Annotated in this window: 30 protein-coding genes; 12 read left to right on the forward strand and 18 right to left on the reverse strand. The window is 38.7% G+C overall.

Annotated elements, in window-relative coordinates; all coding sequences use genetic code 11:
* Positions 1-95: 95 nt before the first annotated feature.
* Positions 96-1,133: an MBL fold metallo-hydrolase gene (locus KO513_RS04325; protein ID WP_215912437.1), complete on the forward strand. Its 1,038-nt coding sequence runs from the start codon at positions 96-98 to the stop codon at positions 1,131-1,133.
* A gap of 43 nt (positions 1,134-1,176) precedes the next feature.
* On the opposite strand, the gene KO513_RS04330 is transcribed toward KO513_RS04325, so the two are convergent.
* Positions 1,177-1,782: a DUF4337 family protein gene (locus KO513_RS04330; RefSeq protein ID WP_215440987.1), complete on the reverse strand. Its 606-nt coding sequence runs from the start codon at positions 1,780-1,782 to the stop codon at positions 1,177-1,179.
* A 208-nt stretch (positions 1,783-1,990) separates the two neighbouring features.
* Here KO513_RS04330 and KO513_RS04335 point away from each other — a divergent pair, with 208 nt between their 5' ends.
* The 6 genes from KO513_RS04335 (at position 1,991) to arsB (ending at position 6,245) form a co-directional block, all read left to right on the forward strand.
* Positions 1,991-2,509 carry a GNAT family N-acetyltransferase gene (locus KO513_RS04335; protein ID WP_215440989.1) on the forward strand — a complete coding sequence of 173 codons (519 nt, stop codon included), beginning with the start codon at positions 1,991-1,993 and terminating at the stop codon, positions 2,507-2,509.
* Between the two features lie 148 nt (positions 2,510-2,657).
* Positions 2,658-3,593 carry a DUF6929 family protein gene (locus tag KO513_RS04340; protein ID WP_215912438.1) on the forward strand — a complete coding sequence of 312 codons (936 nt, stop codon included), beginning with the start codon at positions 2,658-2,660 and terminating at the stop codon, positions 3,591-3,593.
* A gap of 100 nt (positions 3,594-3,693) precedes the next feature.
* On the forward strand, positions 3,694-4,023 hold the full coding sequence (locus KO513_RS04345) for an ArsR/SmtB family transcription factor (protein ID WP_215440992.1): 330 nt from the start codon (positions 3,694-3,696) through the stop codon (positions 4,021-4,023).
* Between the two features lie 49 nt (positions 4,024-4,072).
* The gene (locus KO513_RS04350; RefSeq protein ID WP_215912439.1) at positions 4,073-4,540 is read left to right on the forward strand and encodes a DUF6428 family protein; all 468 of its coding nucleotides are present in this window, start codon (positions 4,073-4,075) and stop codon (positions 4,538-4,540) included.
* Between the two features lie 32 nt (positions 4,541-4,572).
* Positions 4,573-5,190: an arsenate-mycothiol transferase ArsC gene (locus KO513_RS04355; protein ID WP_215912440.1), complete on the forward strand. Its 618-nt coding sequence runs from the start codon at positions 4,573-4,575 to the stop codon at positions 5,188-5,190.
* Between the two features lie 2 nt (positions 5,191-5,192).
* Positions 5,193-6,245 (forward strand): ACR3 family arsenite efflux transporter, encoded by a 1,053-nt coding sequence (gene arsB / locus KO513_RS04360; protein WP_215912441.1) that lies wholly within the window; start codon positions 5,193-5,195, stop codon positions 6,243-6,245.
* Positions 6,246-6,441: 196 nt separating this feature from the next.
* Here the strand turns inward: arsB and KO513_RS04365 are convergent, their stop codons facing one another.
* The gene (locus KO513_RS04365; protein ID WP_215912442.1) at positions 6,442-6,861 is read right to left on the reverse strand and encodes a hypothetical protein; all 420 of its coding nucleotides are present in this window, start codon (positions 6,859-6,861) and stop codon (positions 6,442-6,444) included.
* A gap of 183 nt (positions 6,862-7,044) precedes the next feature.
* Here KO513_RS04365 and KO513_RS04370 point away from each other — a divergent pair, with 183 nt between their 5' ends.
* From KO513_RS04370 to KO513_RS04380, 3 genes are all read left to right on the forward strand, one after another.
* Positions 7,045-8,505: a potassium/proton antiporter gene (locus tag KO513_RS04370; RefSeq protein WP_215440997.1), complete on the forward strand. Its 1,461-nt coding sequence runs from the start codon at positions 7,045-7,047 to the stop codon at positions 8,503-8,505.
* A gap of 46 nt (positions 8,506-8,551) precedes the next feature.
* Positions 8,552-8,917, forward strand: a complete 366-nt coding sequence (locus KO513_RS04375) for a hypothetical protein (protein WP_215912443.1) — start codon at positions 8,552-8,554, stop codon at positions 8,915-8,917.
* Positions 8,918-9,016: 99 nt separating this feature from the next.
* Positions 9,017-9,502, forward strand: coding sequence for a hypothetical protein (locus KO513_RS04380; RefSeq protein WP_215440999.1), 486 nt, complete (start codon positions 9,017-9,019; stop codon positions 9,500-9,502).
* Between the two features lie 71 nt (positions 9,503-9,573).
* Here the strand turns inward: KO513_RS04380 and KO513_RS04385 are convergent, their stop codons facing one another.
* From KO513_RS04385 to rimO, 5 genes are all read right to left on the reverse strand, one after another.
* On the reverse strand, positions 9,574-10,392 hold the full coding sequence (locus tag KO513_RS04385; RefSeq protein WP_371735359.1) for an SMP-30/gluconolactonase/LRE family protein: 819 nt from the start codon (positions 10,390-10,392) through the stop codon (positions 9,574-9,576).
* Positions 10,393-10,572, reverse strand: coding sequence for a hypothetical protein (locus KO513_RS19635; RefSeq protein ID WP_252735680.1), 180 nt, complete (start codon positions 10,570-10,572; stop codon positions 10,393-10,395). It lies immediately after the preceding gene.
* A 34-nt stretch (positions 10,573-10,606) separates the two neighbouring features.
* Complete coding sequence (locus tag KO513_RS04390) at positions 10,607-11,929, reverse strand: GntP family permease (protein ID WP_215912444.1); 1,323 nt, start codon at positions 11,927-11,929, stop codon at positions 10,607-10,609.
* Positions 11,930-11,999: 70 nt separating this feature from the next.
* Positions 12,000-13,157: a galactonate dehydratase gene (gene dgoD / locus KO513_RS04395; protein ID WP_215912445.1), complete on the reverse strand. Its 1,158-nt coding sequence runs from the start codon at positions 13,155-13,157 to the stop codon at positions 12,000-12,002.
* A gap of 198 nt (positions 13,158-13,355) precedes the next feature.
* Positions 13,356-14,657, reverse strand: coding sequence for a 30S ribosomal protein S12 methylthiotransferase RimO (rimO, locus tag KO513_RS04400; protein ID WP_215912446.1), 1,302 nt, complete (start codon positions 14,655-14,657; stop codon positions 13,356-13,358).
* 120 nt (positions 14,658-14,777) lie between these two features.
* On the opposite strand from rimO, the gene KO513_RS04405 reads away from it, so the two are divergent.
* Complete coding sequence (locus tag KO513_RS04405) at positions 14,778-15,878, forward strand: serine hydrolase domain-containing protein (protein WP_215912447.1); 1,101 nt, start codon at positions 14,778-14,780, stop codon at positions 15,876-15,878.
* Between the two features lie 36 nt (positions 15,879-15,914).
* On the opposite strand, the gene ftsY is transcribed toward KO513_RS04405, so the two are convergent.
* The 11 genes from ftsY to recR form a co-directional block, all read right to left on the reverse strand.
* Positions 15,915-16,871 carry a signal recognition particle-docking protein FtsY gene (ftsY, locus tag KO513_RS04410; protein WP_215441008.1) on the reverse strand — a complete coding sequence of 319 codons (957 nt, stop codon included), beginning with the start codon at positions 16,869-16,871 and terminating at the stop codon, positions 15,915-15,917.
* Positions 16,872-17,051: 180 nt separating this feature from the next.
* Positions 17,052-17,204 (reverse strand): DUF4295 domain-containing protein, encoded by a 153-nt coding sequence (locus tag KO513_RS04415; protein WP_215441009.1) that lies wholly within the window; start codon positions 17,202-17,204, stop codon positions 17,052-17,054.
* 37 nt (positions 17,205-17,241) lie between these two features.
* Positions 17,242-17,424 (reverse strand): 50S ribosomal protein L33, encoded by a 183-nt coding sequence (gene rpmG / locus KO513_RS04420; RefSeq protein ID WP_038234759.1) that lies wholly within the window; start codon positions 17,422-17,424, stop codon positions 17,242-17,244.
* A gap of 12 nt (positions 17,425-17,436) precedes the next feature.
* The gene (gene rpmB / locus KO513_RS04425; RefSeq protein WP_155597461.1) at positions 17,437-17,673 is read right to left on the reverse strand and encodes a 50S ribosomal protein L28; all 237 of its coding nucleotides are present in this window, start codon (positions 17,671-17,673) and stop codon (positions 17,437-17,439) included.
* 66 nt (positions 17,674-17,739) lie between these two features.
* Positions 17,740-18,990, reverse strand: a complete 1,251-nt coding sequence (locus KO513_RS04430) for a competence/damage-inducible protein A (RefSeq protein ID WP_215912448.1) — start codon at positions 18,988-18,990, stop codon at positions 17,740-17,742.
* Complete coding sequence (locus KO513_RS04435; protein WP_215441013.1) at positions 18,990-19,328, reverse strand: Hpt domain-containing protein; 339 nt, start codon at positions 19,326-19,328, stop codon at positions 18,990-18,992. The genes KO513_RS04430 and KO513_RS04435 overlap by 1 nt, the downstream gene beginning before the upstream one ends.
* Positions 19,328-19,939, reverse strand: coding sequence for a fumarylacetoacetate hydrolase family protein (locus tag KO513_RS04440; RefSeq protein WP_215912449.1), 612 nt, complete (start codon positions 19,937-19,939; stop codon positions 19,328-19,330). The genes KO513_RS04435 and KO513_RS04440 overlap by 1 nt, the downstream gene beginning before the upstream one ends.
* Positions 19,940-19,956: 17 nt before the next feature.
* Positions 19,957-20,733: a 3'-5' exonuclease gene (locus KO513_RS04445; RefSeq protein WP_215912450.1), complete on the reverse strand. Its 777-nt coding sequence runs from the start codon at positions 20,731-20,733 to the stop codon at positions 19,957-19,959.
* Between the two features lie 87 nt (positions 20,734-20,820).
* Positions 20,821-22,017, reverse strand: a complete 1,197-nt coding sequence (locus KO513_RS04450; protein WP_215912451.1) for a hypothetical protein — start codon at positions 22,015-22,017, stop codon at positions 20,821-20,823.
* 244 nt (positions 22,018-22,261) lie between these two features.
* Positions 22,262-23,626, reverse strand: a complete 1,365-nt coding sequence (locus tag KO513_RS04455) for a dihydrolipoamide acetyltransferase family protein (protein ID WP_215912452.1) — start codon at positions 23,624-23,626, stop codon at positions 22,262-22,264.
* Between the two features lie 81 nt (positions 23,627-23,707).
* Positions 23,708-24,328 carry a recombination mediator RecR gene (recR, locus tag KO513_RS04460; protein ID WP_215912453.1) on the reverse strand — a complete coding sequence of 207 codons (621 nt, stop codon included), beginning with the start codon at positions 24,326-24,328 and terminating at the stop codon, positions 23,708-23,710.
* Positions 24,329-24,385: 57 nt separating this feature from the next.
* Between recR and KO513_RS04465 the strand changes: the two genes are divergently transcribed.
* Positions 24,386-25,864: a sodium:solute symporter gene (locus tag KO513_RS04465; RefSeq protein WP_215912454.1), complete on the forward strand. Its 1,479-nt coding sequence runs from the start codon at positions 24,386-24,388 to the stop codon at positions 25,862-25,864.
* Positions 25,865-25,917: the final 53 nt, after the last annotated feature.

Raw genomic sequence — 25,917 nt, forward strand, 5'->3', positions numbered from 1 at the left:
AAAATATAACGACTTTACACTTCCTTTTTCAATTACAAAACGCCGCGCACCTTTGACAAACTCCTATATTTGTTTATCTAAGGGAGAGCAGTCAAATGAAAAATTTTAAAAAGCAGTTCGGAGGTAAATTAACAAATGACTTAACCGAACGTTACGGCCAATCGGAAAATTGGAAAGACGGCAAGTTTCTTAATCTTGAAGAAACCAGTATGTCCATTAACTTTTGGGATATTCCAAAACTTTTGTACAAACAATTTACGGATACGGAGAAAAGAGAACCTGCCGCTCCAGTGCCTGTTGCTTCGTTCCATAAAGAATCTTTCCTGTTGGATGATACCCCTTTTAAATACATATGGTACGGACACTCCGTAGTATTAATGAGAATGAATGCCAAGACCATTCTAATAGACCCCATGTTAGGGCCCAATGCGTCTCCCATAGCACCGTTCAAAACCAAACGCTTTTCTGAAAACACACTGGGCTTGATCGATGATTTTCCAGAAATAGACTTGATGGTACTGAGCCATGACCATTATGACCATTTAGACTATGACAGTATCTTAAAACTAAAAAACAAAACCAAAAAGTACTATGTAGCCTTGGGAGTAAAACGGCATCTGGTCACTTGGGGCATTGACCCGAAGTTGATAACGGAATTCGATTGGTGGGACAATACTACATTCCATGATATAAAAGTAACATTTACTCCAAGCAGACATTTTTCGGGCAGGGGATTAACGGATAGGTCCAGATCGCTCTGGGGAGGATGGACGTTTACATCTAAGAATCAAAACATCTGGTTTAGCGGAGATAGTGGCTATGGTTCCCATTTTAAAGAGATAGGTGAGAAACTTGGTCCGTTTGATTTTGGTTTTATGGAAAATGGTCAGTACAACCAAAAATGGCATCAGATACATATGTTCCCGGAAGAAAGCATACAAGCGGCGCTAGATGCCAAAGTTAAAAAAGTAATGCCGGTACACTGGGCCGGATTTGCCTTGGCCCAACATGATTGGAAAGAACCCGCAGATAGATTTAAACAGGCCGCCAAGGAACAAAAACTTGAGGTAACTTTTCCAAAGTTAGGCGCGTTATACGCCCTTGATAATTGTACTGAAGAAAAATGGTGGTAAGTTTTTTAGGGAATTTAAAAAGTCCGCTACAAAAGACCGATTATTAAAGTATGGAGTAGTATCCGTAAAAACAAACCCCCAGACCTATAAAACCTACACCAATCATAAAACCGGTAAAAACCTCTTGCAATCTACGGTTTTCATTAATAATCAGTCCTAACACCCCAAATAAGATACTTATTTGAAGAAACAAAATTCCTATGTCTATCTGGGCCACTAAACCGCGGTTTGTAAGGCCTATTTCCTCCCATGCCCGCAGACCTACAATTTTACCCATTTCACCATCCAAATCTTGAGACCAAGCCTCTCTAGGTATATTATCCGAGCCTAAAAGAATCTCGGTCTTTTCTTCTTCGTATTTTCGGATAAGGTCATCTGTAAGTTCTATTCTAAAATCTAACTGTTCCAGTTTATCATCTGCAACAAGTCCCGTACCCCGCAATGACTCCAAATAATCGCGTTGGTTCTCTTTTAGTATCTGTTTGATACTTTTGGCATTGTACCAACTGGAATAACTCACGTGCTTATAATTGGCCCTGGCTATCTTCTCCTCCAACTTACTGTTAACTACTTTCATAACAGCTAATAAGGCCACGAGTATTATAATTATTACACCTCCCCTATTCTCTATTTTACTATTTTTAGACATTGTTTTGTATTAAAACTGATTTGGTTTTGGTCAAGACCAGATCTAAAAAGGACTAATCTTATTTATTATACGTAAAAAACCGCATTAAAGTTGATATTAGACATAGAATGGCCTTTGTTTTAACGAAACTATCTAAACTTTAAGAAAATAGACTTTCAAAAATAGAAACCTCTGTAGAAGTTGAAATTTTACTCTTACAAAAACATACATGAAAAGTTTTTACACCAATAGACTTGAGATAAAACCAACTTCTGAGGAAGACGCCGCATTCATACTTAGACTATTCAATACTCCGGATTGGATTAAATATATAGGGGATAGAAACATACATTCCACAGATGCCGCCAAAAACTATATTCAAACTAAAATAAAACCACAGTTCAATAGATTAGGCTTTGGCAACTATACTGTAGTTCGCAAAGAAGATGGTGCAAAACTGGGCTCATGCGGATTGCATGATCGAGATGGTTTAAAGGGTATAGATATAGGGTTTGCTTTTCTGCCCGAATATGCCAACCAAGGTTATGCTTTTGAAGCATCGTCAAAATTATTGGACCTAGCATTTAAAGAATTTCATTTAAACGAGATAATCGCTATAACGGGAAAGGACAACCTTCCTTCTCAGAGGCTATTAAACAAGCTTGGACTATCTAAAACCAGTACAGTTATCCTACCAAATGACTCCTTAGAACTTTTACTTTACTCCATAACAAACGTTACCGTTTAATTTTTGAAAAACAAGGTGTTAAACCTATGCCAAGGCTCAAAATATTTCAATAATACTTTTAAATTCGCACTCCAAAAAAATAATTAAAGGTTGATTGGACAATTCCTCCCTATAAGCAGTCAACACAAAATCCAAATTACCGTTTCATATGAAAATCGCCTTCTTTTCATTACTGATAACCCTTGCCGCTACGTGCAATAGGCAAGCATTAGAAATTGAGGTAGTAGACACCAAATTGATACACAACGTTCCCAGCGCTTCTGGCATCACCAAAGCTGGCGAAAATTTTTATGTGGTAGGAGATGATTCCCCATATTTGTTCAAGGTTGATGATAAGGGAACCGTTCTAGACCAAACCACTATTTATTCCACGGAATTTTTAAATGGTAATAGGCTGGATAAAGTAAAAAAGCCCGACTTTGAGGCTTTGGAAACTATAAACGGAAATGAAATCTTGGCTTTTGGGTCAGGTGCCAAATCTCCGGAGCGAGACATTTTCCTTCATATCTCACTAGAAGATAGCACCTCTTTTAAAACCTATCAAATTACAGAATTATACAATCATTTAAGAAGTAACAAAACCCTTGGTGGCGCACACTTGAACATTGAAGGTGTAGCGATCTATCATGACATAATTTACCTTTTTAACCGAGGAAAAAACGTTGTATTCAGTTTTAAATATGCAGATTTAATCGGATATATTGAAGGGATAAGCCCTGTATTTCCTGAACCAGAGACACTTCTTTACGAATTACCTATAATAGACGGGTTCCAATCCGGTTTTTCCGGAGCTACTATTTTAGAGGACGAAAACCTGGTCATATTCACGGCTTCTGTAGAAAAAACAGGTACTGCATATAATGATGGTGAAATAGCCGGAAGTTTTATAGGCGCCATTCCTATAAAGAACAATACCTTTTCGGACAAATACAGCGTTGCCTCCATTCCATCTTCAGATACTCCGATTAAAGTTGAATCGGTTACCGTGGCCGAAAAAACTCCCGATGGAAAAATCAGAATTGCACTGGTCACGGATGACGACAAAGGAAACTCGTTACGATTGAACTGTCTTCTAAAACTATAATCTGTAAAACCTTTTATTCAAAATTCTGTTAAAATTCATTTTTCTTCGTAGCAGAAAATATATTAATCGTAATATTGCAATGTACTTATGAAATAAATACATGGGATTAGCTAAAACAGAAATATTCACCGATCTACAAAATGAAATTGCACTTTATGCCAAGGTCTTTGGACATCCGGCCAGAGTATCAATTTTACAGCATTTGTTTAAAATTGACACCTGTGTTTGTGGCGATTTAGTAAATGAAATCGGTTTGGCACAACCTACCATTTCACAACATTTAAAGGAACTAAAGAATTTAGGCCTTATACAGGGTACGGTTGAAGGTACAAGTGTTTGTTATTGCATTCACAAAGAAAATTGGACAAAAATGAAAGAAGTGATGTTCAAATTTTTAGACCAAGACTTGCCTAAAAGCGATTGCTGTTAAAAAAATTTATATCCTTTTATCGTAAAAATACAATTAATAAAAATTCAATATGAAACTATCAGAAATTAAAACGGAGCTTTCTAAACTAGACAAAATTGCTTTTCAATTACCTAACGGGGAATTGGTACCAAACCACTTTCATGTTACAGAAGTAGGTAAGATTACCAAACATTTTATAGACTGTGGAGGAACGGTTCGTAAAGAAGAGGTGGTGAACTTTCAACTTTGGAACGCCAATGACTACGACCACAGGCTACATCCTGAAAAGTTAGTTCACATCATAGAGCTTTCCGAAAAAACTTTGGGAATTGAAGACTTGGAAATAGAAGTGGAATACCAAGCGGAAACTATAGGTAAGTTTGGATTGGACTTTGACGGCACAAACTTTTTATTGACCACCAAACAAACAGATTGTCTTGCAAAGGATAATTGTGGTATTCCTGCCGAAAAACCTAAACTACAATTCTCAAATCTAGGCCAGGGTAGTTCTTGCGACCCAAAAAGCGGCTGTTGTTAACTATTCTATAATATCCAACTAAATAGAACATAATGAAAACTTTTGAACAGATTGAAAAGACCATTGCTTCTTTGGAAGTGAACTCTATATCTAGCGAGCGTAGAGAAGTATTGCAACCCTTAACAGACTTTATACAAAGTAAGGTAGACGCGAACGAAGAAATACGATTAAATTTTATTTGTACTCACAACTCACGAAGAAGTCACCTTTCACAAGTTTGGGCCCAGGCCATGGCGTATCATTTCAATATTAAAAACGTCTTTTGCTATTCTGGAGGAACTGAAGCAACAGCACTTTTTCCAATGGCTGCCGAGACCCTAAAAAATACGGGTTTTGATGTGGTAAAGCGTTCAGAGGACAAAAACCCTGTTTACAGCATTAAGTATGCAGAGAACGAACATCCGGTAATCTGTTTTTCAAAAACATTGGACGACGATTTTAATCCGCAATCCAATTTTGCTGCAATTATGACTTGTAGCCAGGCAGATGGTGGTTGTCCTTTTATTGCTGGAGCGGAGAAGCGTATTCCCATTACGTTTGAAGACCCTAAAGCTTTTGACAATACTCCTCAACAGGCAGAGAAGTATCATGAAAGAAGTATACAGATAGCTACTGAGCTCTACTTTGTCTTTTCAAAAATAAACGCATAGCAATGGCTAAGAAATTAAGCTTTTTAGACAGTTACCTGACCCTATGGATTTTTGCGGCCATGCTTATAGGAGTGGGCGTTGGAAATTTATTTCCACAACTCCCTGAGCTTATAAATTCCGCTAGTAGTGGTACAACCAATATACCCATTGCTATAGGACTTATTCTTATGATGTACCCGCCATTGGCCAAGGTAAATTATGCACTGCTACCCAAGGTTTTTAAGAATGTAAAAATTCTATCGATTTCCTTATTATTAAATTGGGTTTTAGGTCCCGTATTGATGTTTCTATTGGCCATAATCTTTCTTCAGGACTATCCTGAGTATATGGTGGGGCTAATTTTAATAGGTCTGGCGCGCTGTATAGCCATGGTTTTGGTCTGGAACGATTTGGCTGAAGGAAGTAGTGAATACGGTGCCGGACTGGTAGCTCTCAATAGTATATTTCAAGTGTTTGCATATAGTTTTTATGCATACATTTTTATCACCGTACTACCTCCCTATTTTGGTTTTGAAGGTGCTATTGTTGATATTTCAATTGCTACAATTGCCGAAAGTGTTGTTATATACTTAGGTGTTCCCTTTGTATTGGGAATATTGAGCCGCTTTATTCTGGTTTGGTTAAAGGGAGAGGAATGGTATTCAACGAAGTTTATCCCTACCATTTCGCCTATGACACTTATAGCCCTTCTTTTTACGATTGTGGTGATGTTTTCTTTAAAAGGTGAATTAATAGTTGAAATACCTATGGATGTGCTCATTATAGCCGTTCCTCTACTCATCTACTTTTTACTAATGTTCATCATTGGTTTTTTCGTTACTAGAGCAACTGGTGCCACGTATGATAAAACTACCTCTGTAGCCTTTACGGCTGCCGGCAACAATTTTGAGTTGGCCATAGCTGTAGCCATTGCTGTCTTTGGATTAAATTCCGGACAGGCATTTGCCGGGGTAATTGGTCCCCTGGTAGAAGTACCCGCTCTTATTTTACTGGTTAGGGTTTCCTTCTGGTTGCGGAAGAAGTATTATAAAAAGTCAGAAAAAGTAATAGTGTAAAATTAGATTTTGCCAGTAGTATTATAAACTTTGCTCTTCGCATAGCTATAATGGTACTGGCATTCTAACTATCTTAGGTACTGGTTAATCTGGTTAACGCTTAACCCAAACTGTAAGCAATAAACTAAAATATTTTAGGGTTTTAAAAGGTGGACGAAACAAGCAACACCCTTCAAACACCGTTATATCTTGGTTTTTAATACTTGTATAAAATGTTTTTCTCAAAGCTTTTTAAATTCAGTTGGACCTGGCCTCCGTTTACTTGCAGGTTAGAAATATCAAATGTTAGCTCTTTAGTGATGTATGCTTCACACATTTCCTCATTCTTCAATAACAATCTCAAATTTCTTTGAGGCGGGTTTGATTCTAGAACATCTTCTGAATCTATAAGCTTCAATTCCCAAGTGTCTCCGCTACAACCACTAGAACTAAAACTAATTTTCAAGCAGTTTTCATTAATTTCCATACTATTTATGTTTATATGGTCAGACGGTGAGTTTTTGTATTGTTCATTACTTACTATAGTTTCAAAATCACAATTGCTTAAACTTTCATCGTTATCGGAACAACTTAAAAAAGCTACCCCCATTATAATTAGAATTAGTATTTTCTTCATGCTGTAACGTTCTTTTCTCTTACTTAGATAATTTTTCTTAAAAATGGTTGCGCTAAATATAACACTGCAACTACGCCTATTGTATTTTTTATTGGTCTTTACGGCAACTCGCCCTTGTTTTTGATTGATTTCCTTCTTTAGAAACAATATCTTGCACAGATACTTTTTAAGCATACAAAGGGAATGAATCTTACTATTGAAAATATTGTTTTAATTGGCTCTCTATTACTGTTTATTAGTATTGTTGTTGGTAAAACATCTTATAAATTTGGTGTTCCTACCTTATTACTTTTCTTGGGTATTGGTATGTTGGCCGGATCGGAAGGAATTGGAGGAATTGTTTTTGACGACCCCAAAATAGCTCAATTTATTGGTGTCGTATCTCTAAACTTTATTCTATTCTCCGGTGGATTGGACACGAGTTGGCCCGCGGTAAAACCCATTCTTAAAGAGGGTATTCTACTTTCTACCATTGGTGTATTGCTTACCGCCGTTTCATTGGGAACCTTCGTGCATTTTGTTACCGACTTTACAATTTACGAAAGCCTGTTATTGGGCTCTATTGTATCTTCAACAGATGCTGCAGCGGTCTTTTCTATTTTAAGAGGTAAAAGCCTAGCCTTAAAAACCAACCTTAGACCCACATTAGAGCTAGAAAGTGGTAGTAACGACCCCATGGCCTATGTGCTTACCATTGCCTTTCTTTCTTTGGTAATTAATCAAGACCAAGGTTTACTATCCATTATTCCTCTTTTTCTACAACAAATGATACTTGGTGGAGCAGCTGGGTTTGGGTTTGGAAAGGTGAGTAAACTGGTTATCAACAAAATTAAGTTAGATTTTGAAGGGCTTTACCCCGTATTGGTTATTGCTTTGATGTTCATCACCTTTTCTGCTACTGATTTTATTGGTGGAAACGGATTTTTGGCCATTTACATTTGTGCCGTTTATTTAGGGAACCAAGACCTTATCCATAAAAAAACCATCTTCCGTATGTTTGATGGTCTGGCTTGGCTAATGCAAATTGTACTCTTCCTGACTTTAGGACTACTGGTTTTCCCCAGTCACGTTGTGCCGTATATAGGAATTGGCCTTACCATTTCATTGTTCCTGATTTTTGTAGCACGGCCTGTAGGCGTATTTATCAGCCTTATGTTTATAAAAATGAAACTCCGCAGGCGTTTCTATATTTCATGGGTGGGCCTACGTGGTGCCGTACCCATTGTATTTGCCACTTACCCCCTATTGGCCGGTATAGACAAGGCACATATTATCTTTAACATCGTTTTCTTTATTTCGGTTACCTCGGTGCTTATACAAGGCACCACGTTGGCACTGGTTGCCAAATGGCTTCATGTAGGTTTGCCCGAAAAAGCAAAACGTATTTATGAAAAAGAGAAGTTCCTTGCAGAAGTTCCCAAGGCGGTCATGAAAGAAATTGTAATTACGCCCCAATGTTTTGCGGTAGATAAGAAAATAGTGGATTTGAGTTTCCCCAAGAACGCCATTATTGCCATGATCAAAAGAGAAGACGTTTATATTACCCCAAAAGGCTCTACAGTTATTGAAGACGGTGATACATTAGTAGTGCTTTCCGATAATATGGAAGGGCTGAACGAGGTTCAGGAATGTTTAAATCAATAACATTTTTTTAGCATTTTCAGGTAAATATAATTCTACCTTTGTTCTCATGAAATCGGTTAAACAATTATTTGGTCTGTTCATGCTAACAGCAATTTATTGCTGTGCCATTGGCATGAGATTAAATACTGACCAAACCCTTACGACCGAAAGCTCCAATCACTCCCAAAAAGAATCGGTTGCTGCGGTAAGTGCCAAGCTTTATTGCCATACCTCGGAATCCGAAACCCTAGTTGATGCCCCATCTAACAGCATTCCCAATCAACTTGAAGGTTCAAACCACTTATGGGGAACGCAAAAAATAAGCGAAAGCAGCTTTGAAAGCAAGCTGGCGCAATACACCCGTTTCTCGCAAAACCTGCTGGTTTCTTTAGGTAAAACGGATATTATATTTCCTTTTCATTACTTCTGGTAAATCATTTTTAAGTCACTCGTAGTCAAATCCTGAATTTGACACTTTTTCATTGGGCTTGCATCGCGCATAGCTCCATTTATCAATTTAAAAAACTTAAAAATGAATTTAGATTTAGGTACAACCCTTATTGGGACCATATCAGTAGTAATTTGTGTAGCCCCTTTTGTTTTGGTTACCAGAAGTGTAAAGAAAAAAGAAAAAGAAATGCTTCGCGCTTTGAACGATTTTGCAAATCTTGACAACTGCAAAATACACGAGCATGAATATATTGGTGATTTTATAATAGGAATGGACACCACTAAAAATGTGGTTTTCTTCTATAAGAAAGAGAAGGATACTCTAGAGAAACTATCTGTTGACCTGAAGGATGTAAAAAATTGCAATGTCTCCAAAATAGGGAAATCTGTACGGAAAAATGGAAAGGTAGAACAAATTATTGAACGTATAGAACTTGTTTTCACCACTAGCCCATCTGCAAGTCGTGATGTGGTTTTTGAGTTGTTCAACACTCAGAACAACCTACAACTTAACGGAGAATTGCAAACCGCAGAAAAATGGGCCCAAAAGGTAAATACCATAGTTTAATTTACAGCAAGGTCATAAACCAAAAATCCCCACAGTGTACCGTGGGGATTTTGTTTTTTTAGCCACAGATTCTATTTAAGCGAAACACTCAATATATAATCATCAGCGGTTAAATACAGTATTTTTTCATCCTTCCCAAAAACACAGTTGGCCGTCTTTTCACCTGTAAGGATTCTGGCGATAGGTTTTCCCATATCATCAAAAATCCAAACACCCCCGGGTCCCGTAGCGAACAAATACCCCTTGCTATGCATTTTCATACCATCGGGTAAACCTTGTTGTTCTTTTTGACCCACCAGTTCAGTTACATTATAAAACAGCTTTTTATTATCTACCTTACCGGGTGCAAAAACATCATACTGGTACCATACCGCATGCTCAGGATTGGAAACCGCAACATAAAGTTTAGAGCCATCGTTACTCACCGCAACACCATTGGGGCGAGATAATTTATCAACCAAAACAACCTCACCAGATGTCTTTAAACAATACACTCCTTGGTAGTCCAGTTCTTTTTGTGAATCATCCATTTGTTCGGGCAATCCGTAAGGAGGGTCTGTAAAATAGAGATTTCCCTCTGCATCATATACCCCGTCATTAGGGCTATTGAAACGTTTACCTTCAAAAGAATCCGCCAACGCCTCATACTCGGCCTTTGGAGCGTTCAATGCACTTTTCATTTTAGCCACACGTCGTTCTCCGTGTTGCATTAACACCAATTCCCCTTGGGGACTTAAAAGTAATCCGTTGGAACCAGGTTCGGCCCCATAATCGCTTTCCCCTAAATATCCAGAAGGTTTTAGATAAACACTTTGCTTTCCTAAAGCATCAATCTTAAAAACCGTATTGTTAGGTATATCCGAAAACAATAGATAATCACCATCTGCAATCTATAAAGGCCCTTCTGTCCAGGTAAACCCGCTTCCCAGTACTTTTATTTCAGCATCACTATCAATGAGTTGTAACGCTCTGTCATCAAGTATTTCTACCGAAAAGGTATCCTTTTTTTCTTGTGATCGGATGGTAACATGAAGTCCTAACACCAAAGCAAACAAAAAAAATCTTCTCATAATTATTTGTTTAAGGTAAAATATCGATTTAACATCACCCCATAATTTTAGAAATACAGAAAATCAAAGTCATTGCAGATGTACCTAATATTAAGGTGCCTACGGTCTGTATCTGGTTTCCTTGTTTGACATCCATTCCCGTTAATTGTGTAAATACCCAAAAGAAACTATCATTGGCATGTGAGACCACTGTAGAGCCTGCTCCAATAGCTAAAACGGTCATAGTCTTCATAAAAGTTTCATCTAGACCAAGGGCAGGCATCATTGGTGCCACAATAGAAGCGGTAGTAATCAAAGCCACCGTAGAAGAACCTTGTGTGGTCTTTAAACAGGCCGCTAACAGAAAAGGGAAAAACAAACCGATGGACATACCCGAAAAGCTTTCCGTAATCAACTCTGCAAAACCTGAATTTTGAAGCATTGCCCCAAAAATACCACCTGCACCGGTAATTAGGATAATAGGAGCGGCAATACGCAACGAATCTCCGAGCCAACCGGTTGCGGAGTATACATGTTGGTCTAATTTCTCCGGAAGCAGCAAGGACAAAATAACACCTATTAAAAGCGCTATAACCGGTGTTCCCAAAAAAGCTATGATGGGGTACACAGCAGAGCCTGTCATATCTAGTTCCGGATAATCAAAAACCGATTTTAATACAATTAGAATAATAGGTACTATGATGCATAATAATGAAAGTGACAATTTTGGCCTGTGCACCACATCTGGCGCAACTTCCATACGAATAGGGACATTTACCTTAGAAGCAATCTTAGCGGCAAAAAAATAACAACTGACCAATGACAGTGAACTTACTACCAATCCCCACAGAATTACACTACCCAATTCCGCATTTAAAATTCCCGCTGCGGCAATAGGCCCAGGTGTTGGCGGTACCATTACATGTGTGGCCGTAAGTCCCAACGCTAAAGCTGCCGTTGTACCAGCGTAGGCAACCTTTGCTTTTTCCGAAAGTGCCTTATTAAGCGAATTCATAATAATAAAAGCACTATCTGCAAAAACGGGTATGGAAAGAAGATACCCCGTTAACATCATGGCCAAGTGAATGGATTTCTCTCCAATAAGTTGAATCATACGGGTTGCAATAACCATTGCTCCTCCCGATTTTTCAAGAACGGTACCGATGGCCACACCAAAGAAAATGATGAGACCAATTTTACCCATTATACTTCCAAAGCCATTATTAACAGAATCAATTATTGCCGTAACACTCATTCCGGTTATAAAACCATAGCCTATGGCCGCCAACAGCAACACAAAAAACGGATGGATTTTCCAGCGAACAATACCCAGAATAATAAATGTAAGGGCGCAGACTAAAGCAATAACATAAAGCATAGCGGGTTGGTTAATTTTCTTTTAAATTAAGAAGTAAATCGTTCAAAAACTGCTATTTAGACAGATTTTTTTACCACTCCGCAAAACTTCCGTCCTCATTTCTCCAGACGGGATTTGCCCAATTATGACCAATTTTTTGGCCCTCCCTTAATTTTTCTTCATTAATTTCTACTCCAAGACCCGGTTTTTTTAGAAGCTCTATATAACCATCCTTCACATCAAAAATTTCAGGATTATCCATATAATCTAACAAATCAAAACCTTTGTTGTAATGTATGCCCAAACTACTTTCTTGAATAACGGCATTTATGGAGTTAAAATCTACATGAAGACATGAAGCAAGGGCTACAGGTCCCAATGGACAGTGTGGTGCCAATGCTACATCATAAGCCTCTGCCATTGCAGCAATTCTACGTACTTCGGAAATACCCCCTGCGTGACTTAAATCTGGCTGAATAATATCTACGGTGCCACTATGTAAGAGTTCTTTAAAATCCCAACGAGAGAACATACGCTCTCCGGTTGCAATAGGAATACTGGTATATGGATAAATATGATCAAAAGCCTCCTTGTTCTCGCTCAGTACGGGTTCCTCAATAAACATAGGGTTGTATGGTGCCAGTTCATCAATTAAACGCTTGACCATGCCTTTATGGATTCTTCCGTGAAAATCAAGTCCTATATCCAACGTATCTCCAAACTCTTCGCGAAGCAACCTAATATTGTCGGCCACGGTTTTTATCTTTTGTAAGGAGTCAATCCAGGCAAAAGCTCCAGTAGCATTCATTTTTACGGCTTTATAGCCTTGCTCCACTTTTTCACGAGCCTGCTCAAGAACAACTTCCGGATGGTCCCCTCCAATCCAACAGTACATTTTCATTTTCTTACGTACTGCACCACCCAAAAGGTCATAGACCGGTACTCCAAGATGTTTGCCTTTAATATCCCAAAGGGCTTGATCTATACCTGAAATAGCACTCATAAGGATAGGTCCACCACGATAAAAGCCGCCGCCATACAGAGTCTGCCAAATATCTTCTATATCATTGGCCGAACGTCCAATTATATATTGAGATAGTTCTTGTACGCAAGCTTCCACAGTAGCCGCTTTACCTTCTACAACAGGCTCACCCCAACCTATAATTCCACTTTTTGTTGTTATTTTCAGAAAAAGCCAACGTGGTGGCACTTTAAAAAGTTCTATTTTTTCAATTCGTAAGTCGTCCATACTCCACTACAATTCTTAAGGTTGATTAAATACGTTCAATTAGCAGTACGCACCGCTAAAATTAGTTTCCCCTAAAGTAATGAATAATTTTGAAGTGTAATTATTACGTTTAAAATAACCCTAATACACAACTATTTGCCACAAAAAAACCTGTCCATTGCTGAACAGGTTCTAATTTTTAATAAAGAGTTTACGCCATTACGCAGGCTCACCGTATAAATCAAAATCAGCCGCTTCGGTAATCTTTATATCTACAAATTCTCCTTGTTTTAAATAGAATTGAGCGGCATCTATCAACACTTCATTATCAACATCGGGCGAATCAAACTCCGTACGGCCTACAAAATACTGCCCTTCTTTACGGTCTATGATACAACGGAAAGTCTCCCCTATTTTCTCTTGGTTCAACTCCCATGAAATTTGAGATTGTATTTCCATAATCTCATTGGCTCTTTCCTGCTTTACGTCTTCCGGCACATCATCTTCTAAAGTATATGCATGCGTATTTTCTTCATGACTATAGGTAAAGCAACCCAAACGCTCAAAACGCATTTCGGTAACCCAGTCTTTTAAGGTTTGAAAATCTTCCTCGGTTTCACCAGGATAACCAACTATCAAGGTAGTACGAATGGTCATTTCTGGAACGGCGGCCCTAAATTCCTTCAACAATTTTGTTGTTTTGGCCTGTGTAGTACCACGCCGCATACTTTTTAAAATGGAATCGGAAATATGTTGAAGCGGAATATCTAGGTAATTACAGATTTTAGGTTCTTCCTTCATTACATCAAGCACGTCCAAAGGAAATCCTGTTGGGAAAGCGTAATGCAACCTGATCCATTCAATACCATCAACTTTAACCAAAGCCTGTAATAGCTCTGCTAAATTTCTCTTTTTATAAAGATCAAGTCCGTAGTAAGTCAAATCTTGCGCAATAAGAATCAACTCTTTAACCCCCTTTGCAGCCAATTTTTGGGCCTCGGTCACCAAATCTTCTATTGGTGTACTGCGGTGTTTACCCCTCATTATTGGAATAGCGCAGAATGAACAAGGTCTATCACAACCCTCAGCAATCTTTAAATACGCATAATTCTTAGGCGTAGTAGTCAGCCTTTCACCTATAAGCTCGTGCTTATAATCCGCCCCAAGTGCCTTTAACAAGTTTGGCAATTCACTAGTTCCAAAATACTCGTCTACGTTTGGAATTTCCTTTTGCAAATCCGGTTTATAGCGCTCACTAAGACAACCGGTCACAAACACCTTATCTACTTGTCCAGCTTCCTTTTTTTGAACATATTCCAAGATAGTATTGACACTTTCTTCTTTTGCGTTCGCGATAAATCCGCAGGTATTGATTACCACAACATTACCTTCCTCTTCATGTACCACTTTTTTGTCGTTGGCACGCAATTGCCCCATGAGTACTTCGGAGTCGTAAACGTTTTTAGAGCACCCCAAAGTAACTACATTGATTTTATTCTGCTTCTGCGATTTTGTTCTCATAACTAGAAATTCAGCGCAAAAATACAACAAGCTGAACGAACAGCTCCGTTTTGGTACGATTTCTTACCGAATTACGTTAAACTTTCATATACATCTGATGTCCAACATGAAACCAAAGTCATGAAATATAAGAATTGTATTATCATAGGTTTAATCTTAGCCTTCCTCAGTAGCTGTTCAAAAGATACTCCCCAAGTTGAGCCGGAAATAGAAACCGAACCAAGTGGCATGTATTTTCCTGAGGCTGGAAGTACATCATGGGAAACGGTTAGCCCACAACAACTAAATTGGAACGAAGACAAACTACCCAATTTATATGATTACCTAGAAACCAAGAACTCAAAAGGGTTTATTGTTCTAAAAAACGGACGCATCGTAATAGAAAAGTATTTTAACGGTCATTCCCAAAATGACAACTGGATTTGGTACTCGGCCGGAAAAACGCTGGTTTCCAGCACCGTGGGCATTGCTCAAGACGAAGGTTATTTATCTATAAATGATACATCTTCCGACTATTTAGGAACCAATTGGTCTTCCTTAACTACCGAAAAACAAGATTTAATAACTGTTAAAAATCATTTGAGTATGAGCACAGGGTTGCAAGATTATGTAGGACAGACCTTAAAATGGATTTGTACACAACCCTCCTGTTTTAATTATGAAGCCGATGCCGGTGAAAGATGGGCCTATCACCAAGGTGCTTTTACCATGTTAAAAGACATCGTAACCAACGCTACGGGAACAGACTTTAATGATTATTTCTACACCAAAATCAGGGACAAAATTGGAATGAACGGCTCTTGGAACGAACAGATTTTATTGACTTTGTACGCTAGCGACACTAGAAGTATGGCGCGCTGGGGGTTATTGATCCAGAATGAAGGGATCTGGGACGCAGAACGTATTATTAGTAAAACTTACTTTGATGAAATGACCAGCACTTCCCAAGACATTAATAAATCATACGGCTATTTATGGTGGCTAAATGGCAAAGAAAGCTACATGAGCACTACTTCACAAACCGTAGTTTCAGGTTCGCTAATACCTAATGCTCCAACAGATATGATCGCCGCTTTAGGTGCTAACGACCAGAAAATATATGTGGTTCCCAGTAGAAATTTAGTGGTGGTACGCTGTGGTGATAGTGCGGGAGAAACCCAATTGGGTCTTTCTAGCTTTGACAACGAATTATGGGGTAAAATAAATGCGGTAATCAATTAGTGCAACCTTATACTTGGCCACCCCAAAACCTAGATACTATACGTTGAAAAATGAATCTACAAATTCATGTTTATTAAACACCTGTAAATCTTCTATACCTTCGCCAACGCCAATATATTTAACAGGAATTTGAAACTGATCAGAAATTCCGATAACCACTCCGCCTTTTGCAGTACCATCTAGTTTAGTAACCGCAAGAGACGTTACTTCCGTAGCCTTTGTAAATTGCTTAGCCTGCTCAAAAGCGTTTTGACCTGTAGATCCGTCAAGTACGAGCAGAACATCATGCGGGGTATCATCCACAACTTTTTGCATTACGCGCTTTACTTTCGTGAGCTCGTTCATTAAGTTCACTTTGTTGTGTAGACGTCCGGCGGTATCAATAATAACCACATCGGCATCCTGTTTTACGGCGGAACTCAAAGTGTCAAAAGCTACTGAGGCCGGATCGCTGCCCATCTTCTGTTTTATGATGGGTACATCTACCCTATCTGCCCATACCTGCAATTGGTCAATGGCTGCAGCACGGAAAGTATCTGCAGCACCCAAGACTACTTTTAGACCTTGCTTTTTAAATTGATGGGCCAATTTACCAATGGTAGTTGTTTTACCCACGCCATTAACGCCCACCACCATAATTACATACGGTTTTTTATCTGTTGGAATCGAAAATTCCGTTTGGTTGCCAAGATTGGTTTCTGAGAGAAGGCCGGAAATTTCTTCACGAAGAATGGTGTTAAGCTCATCCGTGCCCATATATTTGTCCTTGGAAACGCGGGCTTCTATACGTTCAATAATTTTTAAGGTCGTTGTTACCCCTACATCCGAAGAAACTAGCACCTCTTCAAGATTATCCAATACATCATCATCTACCTTAGACTTACCGGCAACCGCTTTGCTAAGCTTTGAAAAGAAAGAAGTTTTGGATTTCTCCAGGCCCTTATCAAGGCTTTCTTTTTTCTTTGACGAAAATATATTTTTGAATAAACTCATGTGCTCTTTGTATTAATAGGCTCAAAGATAATAAAGTAAGGCGGAAGTTTTTACTATAAATAGCACTACTGTGAATTCAAACCCACGGGCTATGCCCTGAAACTTCTTCAACCTGTGCGGTAAACAACAAAAAAAGCCCCTTCTTTATGAAGAGGCTTTATCATACTTTAAAAAAGTATCTTACTTTTTAGACAACCATTCGTTGACCGCTTCTGGGGCCATAACAGATTCTACAAAAGTGTAAGAACCACTTTTTGGAGACTTCACCATTTTAATGGCTTTTGTCAATCTTTTTGAACTTGTCTGTAAACTTGCTACCGTCTTCTTTGCCATGACTAATATGCTTTTATGTTCTCGCTAAAACGAAAACTTATTTAATCTCCTTATGGATTGTCATCCTTTTTAAAATAGGATTGAACTTTTTAATCTCCATTCTTTCGGGAGTATTCTTTTTATTCTTGGTAGTAATGTACCGTGAAGTACCTGGCTGTCCCGATTCTTTATGCTCGGTACACTCCAAAATTACTTGTATTCTATTTCCTTTCTTTGCCATCGTATTCTAAGCTTATTTTACCAATCCTTCTGCTTTTGCATCTTTCAATACAGCAGAAATACCCTTTTTGTTGATAATCTTCAACGCCTTTGCAGAAACCTTCAAGGTTACCCAACGGTCTTCTTCGGGAATATAAAAACGTTTCTTAGAAAGATTAACATTGAACCTTCTTTTGGTCTTATTGATAGAAAACGATACGTTGTTACCGAACATCGCTCTCTTCCCCGTAATTTCACAAACTTTTGACATCGCGCTGATTTTTCTTTAAACAGGGTGCAAATTTATATCATTTTTATGGATGCACAAAACAATATTTCAGATTTTTGAAATTTCTTTTTGCAACAGCTCCAAAGCCTTGTTAACGGACTTCTCTACAATGCGTTCTCTATGGCTTCCCATATTAAACTTATGGGCATAAACTCCGTTTGGTGTTGCAATGCCTATAAAGACCGTTCCGATCTCCGCATCCGAATCTCCTTTTGTAGGACCGGCATTACCTGTAGTGGCTATAGCATAATGCGTTTTGAACAGGTGTCTAACGTTTTCTGCCATTTCCTTAGCTACTTCTGCACTCACTACAGAGTAAGTTGTTACAACGTCCCTTGGCACTTTAAGCACGTTTATCTTCGCATCTGTGGCATAGCTCACCACACTACCCTGAAAGTAAGCTGACGCTCCTGGCAAGGCTGTTAGTTGCTCCGCAATTTTCCCTCCTGTAAAACTTTCGGCCGTAGAAAGGGTCAATCCTTTTTCCGTACATAGTTTGGCCACAACTTGTTCCAAGGTTTCCTCATCCTCAGTGCCGTACATAATATCACCGATCAACGGATTTAATTTTTGTACCTCGGCATCAACGGCATCCTCAAGCGCTTTCTTATCCGGACCTTTAGCGGTCAATCGTAACCTTACTTTACCCAAACTGGGTAGATATGCCAATCGTATGGAAGCAGGTAAGTTATTTTCCCAATCTTCTATTTTATCCGCAATAGAACTTTCGCCCAGACCATAGGTAACCACTGTTCTATGCAAAATATAAGGACGCTTAAATTCCGAAATGATCTTAGGAATTACCTTATCCGTTATTAAATTCTTCATCTCATAGGGCACTCCCGGCAACGAAACAAAGGCTACACCATCTTCTTGGATCCACATGCCAGGAGCCGTACCAAAGGCATTGTGCAAAACCGTGGCCTTAGAAGGAACCAAAGCTTGTTTTCTGTTGATATCCGATATTGGCGTAGTGGTAATATACTTCCTAAAAAGTTCTTCTACATGTGCCAAAACACCTGCATTTTCTACCAAGGTGTCATTAAAAAACTCACATAGCGTGTGCTTTGTAATATCATCCTTCGTAGGGCCAAGACCTCCGGTTATGATAACAACTTGAACCCTCTTTTTGGCGTCTTCCAACGCCTGAAGAATATGCTCCCTATCATCTTGAATTGAAGTAATCTGGTAGACAGATACCCCAATTTTATTAAGTTCTTTGGAGATAAAAACGGAATTGGTATCAACAATCTGACCTATTAGAATCTCATCGCCAATGGTAATGATTTCAGCAAGCATTAGATATTGAAATCTTTTTTAAGCTCGGCCACTACTTGGTCTATGTCTTTTTTCAACAAGGGAAAAACCACTTGTATCTCGGACATATTGGCTTCTGCTTTTCCCAACGTTTCAATCTGTAAGGCAGCGGCACGCGTCTGTTCCATACCCAACAAATCTACATTAGGTTTAATTTTATGAGCTAATTTGTAAACCTGGTCATGGTTTTGCTCATTTAGGGCAGCTTCTAGATCTTCTAAATCCTGCGGCACCTCTTCTAAAAAAACAGAGATAACAGAGTTGATGAAATCTTCATCTCCTTCTGCCATTTCATTGATTTTATCAAGACTGTAAATCATTATTTTACTTTTAAATGAAAAAGTTCACGACCCTCCAGAATACCTGAAAGGTAGTCATTTGCTTCAATTCTACCAACACCGGCCGGTGTACCCGTAAAAATTACATCGCCTTTTTTTAACATAAAAAACCGGGAAACATACGAGACCAGCTCATCTATCTTCCAGAGCATGAGACCGGTATTCCCTTTTTGAACTTCTCCTTCGTTCTTCAACAAAGAGAAATTTAAATTGTTTAAATCTTTAAAATTCGTTTTCGGAAGCCACTCTCCTATGACCGCTGAACCATCAAAACCCTTTGCTTTTTCCCACGGCAAACCCTTCTCTTTGAGCTTTGATTGTAAATCTCTAGCGGTAAAATCTATTCCCAAGCCAACTTCGTCATAATAGGTATGGGCAAATTTTTCATTAATGTGCTTCCCTACTTTTTTAATCTTGACCAATACCTCTACTTCATAGTGTATGTCATTGGAAAATTCAGGAATATAGAAATCCTGTTCTTTGGGTAGAATTGCGGAATCCGGTTTAATAAACACTACAGGTTCATCTGGTCTTTCATTGGCCAATTCCTCTATATGTTCTGTATAATTTCTACCGATACAGATAATTTTCATGGAAACCCTCTTAGTTCTTAACCTAGCTTATTGTTCAGCTGACTTAATTTAACCTGTGTCAGCACCTTTTTTGTATACAGCGGAAAATCTGCATTAAGAATCCACCCGAAATAGCCAGGTTCTTTTTCCAATACATCCAGAACCTTTCTTCCTTTGTGTTTACCAAAGGCAAAAATTTCAACACCATCCTCATCATATCCTAAAAAGCCTGCAAAATCCGCAAACTGCCTATGGGTAGAAAATTCGGCCAGCTTCTTTACATTGTTCTCCAGTTCCGGGTACCTATCCAATTGGGACAATAACACCTCGTAAGTAGCCAATGTATCCGCTTCGGCACTATGGGCATCGGTAAGGTCTTTATCACAATAAAACTTGTATGCTGCCGCTAGGGTACGCTTTTCCATCTTATGAAATATAGTCTGTACATCTATGGAGACCATACTCTTCATATCAAAGTCTAGCTCTGCCCTTAACATTTCTTCGGCCAACAGAGGAATATCAAAACGGTCTGAATTAAACCCTCCTAAATCGCAGTCTTTAATCATGGCGTAGATGGTCCGGGAAAGGTCTTTAAAAGTTGGCTCATTGGCAACTTTTTCATTTGAAATACCATGAATAGCAACCACCTCTTCCGGGATTTCCATTTCCGGATTTACCAACCAGGTTTTACTTTCCTTATTCCCGTTAGGGTATACTTTTAAAACAGATATTTCTACGATCCGGTCTTTGGCAACGTTAGTTCCCGTAGTTTCCAAATCAAAAAAACAAATGGGACGCGTAAGATTAAGTTCCATGTTTTTAGCAATTTTTTTAAACAAAGATAACCTTTAACAAGGTTCAAGAAAACATATCCATACTTTTCTTATTAAAGAAAAATAGCACTACAACCTAGTATTTATAACATTATTAAACGCGGAACCAAAAGTATAGCTAAGACCAACACTAAGGCTGGTCTCAAAATCAGTAGCAATCTGTTTTTGCTGCAGTAACACATCCTCTAGAGATGCATCTCCTCCCGGCAGGTTGATCTGATCCCTTATAATCTCGAACCTGCCCGAAAACCGTGCCGCTAAACCTTTTAACAATCGCACTGAAAAACTTCCGTTCAACTGAATTCTATTTTTGGCAAAATCATTCAAAAAAGTAGACCCCCTTAGCCGTGCATAAACGTTACCCCAAGGCTGACGATACCTTATCTGTACATCTAATGAATGATTAAAAACACCTTCCGTTTCTTTACTAAAAATGGTTGGTTCTATATAATCATTATGAAAGTAGCCTATTTTATATGCAAAAACGATTTCTCTACGGAGCACTTCTTTGTACGAGTAGATATTGTATTCTATGGCCGGGGTTGCGTAATATTTAAAGTCAAGATTCGTAAAGGTGTTATGTTGCACACCTCCAAAAATACCGGCAGACCAATGGTCCGATAGACTGGCAACGATACTACCATCTGCAGAATACCTAAAACGTTCACTGGTAAACGTTTCCTCATTCCTAACAAATTCTTTATTGGCCTGATTGAGTTCAACATCCGTACGAATCCGTAATTTTTCCGTTACATGATCACTTTGAAAGCCCAACTCATATTCAAACTCTTTACGACTAGATTCCCTTTTAAGCTTGGCTTCCCCATAAACTTCAAAAATCCAATTGTTCCAAGGATCCCTAAAATCTACCTCCTGAATCTCACCAAGTCCTTCTTTATTGACCGTGTACGTAATATTCTCCGCTAAATCCGATTCCAAAACATATTGAAGAAGTCCGGATTGTACTTTCTTTAAAAGTCCCTTGCGCACCTCATCATCCGTCATGCTGGCGGTACTATCGTAAGTAAGTTTTCCAAAAATATCCTTATAATCCTCTACACCCTCAAACTCCAACATATAGGTACGTCCTCCGCTACCATTGGCTATATCGTAAATAAAGAGTTTAACATTGGCCTGTGCCTGATCACGAACGTGATTTACATAGTTTATTTCTTGCCTTAGATAATTCTTTTCGCAATTACAATCTATATAAAGTTTTAGGGGTGCTTTTTCTTCTTGATCTACACTTGCCTCTTGCGCAAACATAAGAACAGGAGTCAAAAATAAAAGGAAAAGGAACGAATCTAAAATTCGTATTGGGAACGTTTTAAAATCTGGTATTGGCATTGTTGGTTTGGCGACCTGATGGTTATTTATCTATCGCATGAAAATAAGACTATTAATCTATTTATAGCGAAAGCCCAATGAAAAACCGAAATAAATTACGGATTTAAAACAAATACGCTTTTTAAGTGAGAATGCCTTAACAAAATAGTGTTGTCTCCAAATCTTACACTTCACGATCCATATCCCAAGCTTCCAAATAATCTGCCACCGCTTTTGCGAACATACTACCTAAAGCTCCATTTACCACCCTGTGGTCATAACTATGGGAAAGATACATTTTGCTTCGTATACCTATAAAATCTCCTTCCGGAGTTTCTATAACAGATGGAATTTTTCGGATAGCGCCCAATGCCAATATACCCACTTGAGGCTGGTTAATGATCGGGGTGCCAAAAACACTGCCAAACGTACCCACGTTGGTAACGGTATAGGTACCGTTTTGAACTTCGTCCGGTTTTAGTTTGTTCTCCCTTGACCTAGCTGCCAAGTCGTTTACCACCTTGGCCATTCCCACTAAATTCAATTGATCCGCATTTTTTATCACGGGAACAATAAGGTTCCCATCCGGAAGGGCGGCAGCCATACCTATATTTATATTTTTCTTTTTAATTACCGTATCACCATCCAAAGAAATATTCATTAAAGGGTATTTCTTAAGTGCCTTTGCAACGGCTTCCATGAAAATTGGGGTAAACGTAAGCTTCTCTCCTTCTCTCTTTTCAAAAGCGTTCTTTACCTTGTTCCTCCAATTCACAATTTTTGTAACGTCTACCTCTATAAAGCTTTGAACGTGAGCAGAAGTAGATACACTGCTGACCATATGCTTAGCAATAAGTTTGCCCATTCTGGACAACGGAATAACCTCGCCATCTTCTATCTGTTTTACATCTGAACCATTGGCCATACCAACATCCGAAGTAATTTGACCAGCAATGGAAGACACCGCTTGTTTTGGAGCAGGAGCAGGAGCTACAGGTTGCTGGGTCTTTGCTTTTTTGCCATTTTCAAGATAGGCCAGAATATCATTTTTGGTAACCCGCCCCTCATTGCCCGTACCTTCTATGGTATCAAGCTCAGCAATAGAAATACCTTCTTGCTTGGCAATATTTTTCACCAAAGGCGAATAAAAACGGTCAGAATCCGATTTTTGGACTTGATGCACAGGAGCACTTACCGTTTCTTTGGCCACTTTTACAGTTTCCTCTACCAAAGCGGCAGACTCTTTAGTGGCTTTAGATGCTTCAACCGGAGCGGTAGATGTCTTGGTCTGGGCCACTTCAACAGATTGTTCCGTTTCAATGATAGCCACGGTATCCCCTACTTTTATTACATCGTCTATATCATAAAGCTTCTCCACCAAAACACCTTCAACCTCACTGGGAACCTCAGAATCTACTTTGTCCGTAGCTATTTCAAAAACAGGCTCGTCCAACTCAATAGTATCCCCAATTTCTTTTAACCAAGTGGTTAGAGTTGCTTCTGCAACACTTTCACCCATTCTCGGTAATTTCAGTTCAAACTTTGACATATTCTTATTTTATTCTGCTTTTAAGCTAATTTGGTCGCAAAAATACCAAAAAAAACGCCTATTTATTAAACTTACTATATTTTAATTCGCTTTCAATGAGCCCTCAAACGGAATTCGGTTTAAAATACTCCGTCCTAGAGTAACCTCATCTGCATATTCCAACTCGTCCCCCACGGCTATTCCCCTGGCAATGGTAGATGTATTAACATCCAAGCCATTCAATTGCTTATAAATATAAAAATTGGTGGTATCGCCTTCCATGGTGGAGCTCAACGCAAAAATAAACTCTTTGACCTCTCCTTTTTTTGCCTTGTCTACCAAAGATCCAATGGTTAAATCCTGCGGGCCAATTCCTTCCATTGGCGATATTTTACCTCCAAGAACGTGATACAACCCTTTATATTGGCTCGTATTTTCAATGGCCATCACATCTCTAATATCTTCAACCACGCAGACCAAACTTCTATCCCGTTTGGGATTGGCGCAAATTTCGCATATAGCCACATCCGAAATATTATGACAGTTCTCACAAAACTTTATCTCGCTACGCAAATCCAACAACGCATTAGAGAGCCTGTCTGTCTGTTCCTTTGGCTGCTTTAGTAAATGAAGTACCAAACGAAGTGCCGTTCGTTTACCGATACCCGGCAACTGCGACATTTCGTATACGGCATTTTCTAGAAGTTTAGATGAAAAATCCATAGACACAAAATTACGTACTATTTTTACTTTTTGTACTTTGGTTTGAAATTTTATTACATGACCGCCACCCACATCCTGATCTTAATAGGTGCTTATTTTCTCCTGCTTTTATTGATATCCTATTTTACGGGAAAAAATGACTCTAACGTTGATTTTTTTAAAGCGGGGAAATCATCGCCTTGGTACTTGGTTGCTTTTGGTATGGTGGGCGCTTCGCTTTCCGGAGTTACATTTATATCGGTACCGGGTTGGGTAGAGGCCTCGGAATTTAGTTACATGCAGGTGGTTTTTGGTTATCTGGCGGGCTATTTTGTAATCGCCTTTATCTTGCTTCCCATCTATTATCAGCTGAATGTAACCTCTATATACGAGTATCTTAAAAAGCGATTTGGAACCGTAAGTTATAAAGTGGGTGCCTTATCTTTCTTTATTTCCAGGGTTTTAGGCGCCGCTTTCAGACTTTTCTTAGTAGCCATTGTTTTGCAGCAGTTTGTTTTTGACGAATTAGGTGTTCCTTTTGAAATTACAGTGGTTCTCTCTATTTTACTAATCTGGATCTACACTTTTAGAGGTGGTATAAAAACTATTGTCTGGACAGATACGTTGCAAACCGCCTTTATGCTCCTATCCGTTGGATTAAGCATCTACTTCATTAACCAAAAACTGGACTGGAGTTTTACGGAGTTCCTAGCGTCCGAAGAACTAAAACAATACAACAAAGTACTATTTACCGATAGTTTTTTTAACAAGAACCACTTTCTAAAGTCTTTTCTTGGCGGTATGTTCATTACCATTTGCATGACAGGGTTAGACCAGGATATGATGCAAAAGAACCTTACCTGTAAATCTCTTAAAGATGCGCAAAAGAATATGGTTTCCTTTAGCGTGGTATTGGTAATCGTAAATTTTGTTTTTCTTTTACTAGGTGCGCTCTTGTTCATATATGCTGCTAAGTTCAATATTGCAACACCATTAATGGACGGCCAAGCAAAACCGGACCTGTTATTTCCAGAAATAGCACTTAACAGTGGTCTGGGCATGGTAGTTGCCATTACCTTTATGCTAGGTTTAATAGCAGCGGCCTACAGTAGTGCAGACAGTGCGCTAACCTCTCTGACCACATCTTTTTGCGTAGATTTTCTCAGCATTGATGAAAAGGCCGAAAAAGACCAGAATAGAATTAGGAAAACCACTCACATTGGCATGAGCATCTTGCTCATAGTAACAGTTATTGCATTCAAATATATTCTGGACAGAAATGTTATTGATGGCCTATTGACAGTTGCCACCTATACCTATGGACCTTTACTAGGTCTTTTTACCTTTGGTATATTCACCAAATACGCCGTAAAAGACGGTTATGTGTGGATTATAGCGCTGTTATCCGTACTTTGTATTGTAGCGCTGGCCAATGTTCCTGTTGAATATTTGGGCGGGTATAAAGTAGGTTACGAGCTACTCCCCTTAAATGGCCTATTAACATTTATAGGACTTTATTTTATTCGTAATAAAAGCAGTCAAGAAATAACAAGTTGAGAAGAAAACTTTAAAACGTTAAAGTTTTATGCGAAAAAACCTACATGTTTTTC

The sequence above is a fragment of the Zobellia sp. B3R18 genome, assembly GCF_018860715.1.
GTDB classification, from domain to species: Bacteria; Bacteroidota; Bacteroidia; order Flavobacteriales; family Flavobacteriaceae; genus Zobellia; species Zobellia russellii.

What these genes read in the sequence shown, in the direction of transcription:
- KO513_RS04325 (WP_215912437.1), top strand. Translation starts at nt 96, where the DNA reads ATGAAAAATTTTAAAAAGCAGTTCGGAGGTAAATTAACAAATGACTTA.
- KO513_RS04330 (WP_215440987.1), bottom strand. Translation starts at nt 1,782, where the DNA reads ATGTCTAAAAATAGTAAAATAGAGAATAGGGGAGGTGTAATAATTATA.
- KO513_RS04335 (WP_215440989.1), top strand. Translation starts at nt 1,991, where the DNA reads ATGAAAAGTTTTTACACCAATAGACTTGAGATAAAACCAACTTCTGAG.
- KO513_RS04340 (WP_215912438.1), top strand. Translation starts at nt 2,658, where the DNA reads ATGAAAATCGCCTTCTTTTCATTACTGATAACCCTTGCCGCTACGTGC.
- KO513_RS04345 (WP_215440992.1), top strand. Translation starts at nt 3,694, where the DNA reads ATGGGATTAGCTAAAACAGAAATATTCACCGATCTACAAAATGAAATT.
- KO513_RS04350 (WP_215912439.1), top strand. Translation starts at nt 4,073, where the DNA reads ATGAAACTATCAGAAATTAAAACGGAGCTTTCTAAACTAGACAAAATT.
- KO513_RS04355 (WP_215912440.1), top strand. Translation starts at nt 4,573, where the DNA reads ATGAAAACTTTTGAACAGATTGAAAAGACCATTGCTTCTTTGGAAGTG.
- arsB (WP_215912441.1), top strand. Translation starts at nt 5,193, where the DNA reads ATGGCTAAGAAATTAAGCTTTTTAGACAGTTACCTGACCCTATGGATT.
- KO513_RS04365 (WP_215912442.1), bottom strand. Translation starts at nt 6,861, where the DNA reads ATGAAGAAAATACTAATTCTAATTATAATGGGGGTAGCTTTTTTAAGT.
- KO513_RS04370 (WP_215440997.1), top strand. Translation starts at nt 7,045, where the DNA reads ATGAATCTTACTATTGAAAATATTGTTTTAATTGGCTCTCTATTACTG.
- KO513_RS04375 (WP_215912443.1), top strand. Translation starts at nt 8,552, where the DNA reads ATGAAATCGGTTAAACAATTATTTGGTCTGTTCATGCTAACAGCAATT.
- KO513_RS04380 (WP_215440999.1), top strand. Translation starts at nt 9,017, where the DNA reads ATGAATTTAGATTTAGGTACAACCCTTATTGGGACCATATCAGTAGTA.
- KO513_RS19635 (WP_252735680.1), bottom strand. Translation starts at nt 10,572, where the DNA reads ATGAGAAGATTTTTTTTGTTTGCTTTGGTGTTAGGACTTCATGTTACC.
- KO513_RS04390 (WP_215912444.1), bottom strand. Translation starts at nt 11,929, where the DNA reads ATGCTTTATGTTATTGCTTTAGTCTGCGCCCTTACATTTATTATTCTG.
- dgoD (WP_215912445.1), bottom strand. Translation starts at nt 13,157, where the DNA reads ATGGACGACTTACGAATTGAAAAAATAGAACTTTTTAAAGTGCCACCA.
- rimO (WP_215912446.1), bottom strand. Translation starts at nt 14,657, where the DNA reads ATGAGAACAAAATCGCAGAAGCAGAATAAAATCAATGTAGTTACTTTG.
- KO513_RS04405 (WP_215912447.1), top strand. Translation starts at nt 14,778, where the DNA reads ATGAAATATAAGAATTGTATTATCATAGGTTTAATCTTAGCCTTCCTC.
- ftsY (WP_215441008.1), bottom strand. Translation starts at nt 16,871, where the DNA reads ATGAGTTTATTCAAAAATATATTTTCGTCAAAGAAAAAAGAAAGCCTT.
- KO513_RS04415 (WP_215441009.1), bottom strand. Translation starts at nt 17,204, where the DNA reads ATGGCAAAGAAGACGGTAGCAAGTTTACAGACAAGTTCAAAAAGATTG.
- rpmG (WP_038234759.1), bottom strand. Translation starts at nt 17,424, where the DNA reads ATGGCAAAGAAAGGAAATAGAATACAAGTAATTTTGGAGTGTACCGAG.
- rpmB (WP_155597461.1), bottom strand. Translation starts at nt 17,673, where the DNA reads ATGTCAAAAGTTTGTGAAATTACGGGGAAGAGAGCGATGTTCGGTAAC.
- KO513_RS04430 (WP_215912448.1), bottom strand. Translation starts at nt 18,990, where the DNA reads ATGCTTGCTGAAATCATTACCATTGGCGATGAGATTCTAATAGGTCAG.
- KO513_RS04435 (WP_215441013.1), bottom strand. Translation starts at nt 19,328, where the DNA reads ATGATTTACAGTCTTGATAAAATCAATGAAATGGCAGAAGGAGATGAA.
- KO513_RS04440 (WP_215912449.1), bottom strand. Translation starts at nt 19,939, where the DNA reads ATGAAAATTATCTGTATCGGTAGAAATTATACAGAACATATAGAGGAA.
- KO513_RS04445 (WP_215912450.1), bottom strand. Translation starts at nt 20,733, where the DNA reads ATGGAACTTAATCTTACGCGTCCCATTTGTTTTTTTGATTTGGAAACT.
- KO513_RS04450 (WP_215912451.1), bottom strand. Translation starts at nt 22,017, where the DNA reads ATGTTTGCGCAAGAGGCAAGTGTAGATCAAGAAGAAAAAGCACCCCTA.
- KO513_RS04455 (WP_215912452.1), bottom strand. Translation starts at nt 23,626, where the DNA reads ATGTCAAAGTTTGAACTGAAATTACCGAGAATGGGTGAAAGTGTTGCA.
- recR (WP_215912453.1), bottom strand. Translation starts at nt 24,328, where the DNA reads ATGGATTTTTCATCTAAACTTCTAGAAAATGCCGTATACGAAATGTCG.
- KO513_RS04465 (WP_215912454.1), top strand. Translation starts at nt 24,386, where the DNA reads ATGACCGCCACCCACATCCTGATCTTAATAGGTGCTTATTTTCTCCTG.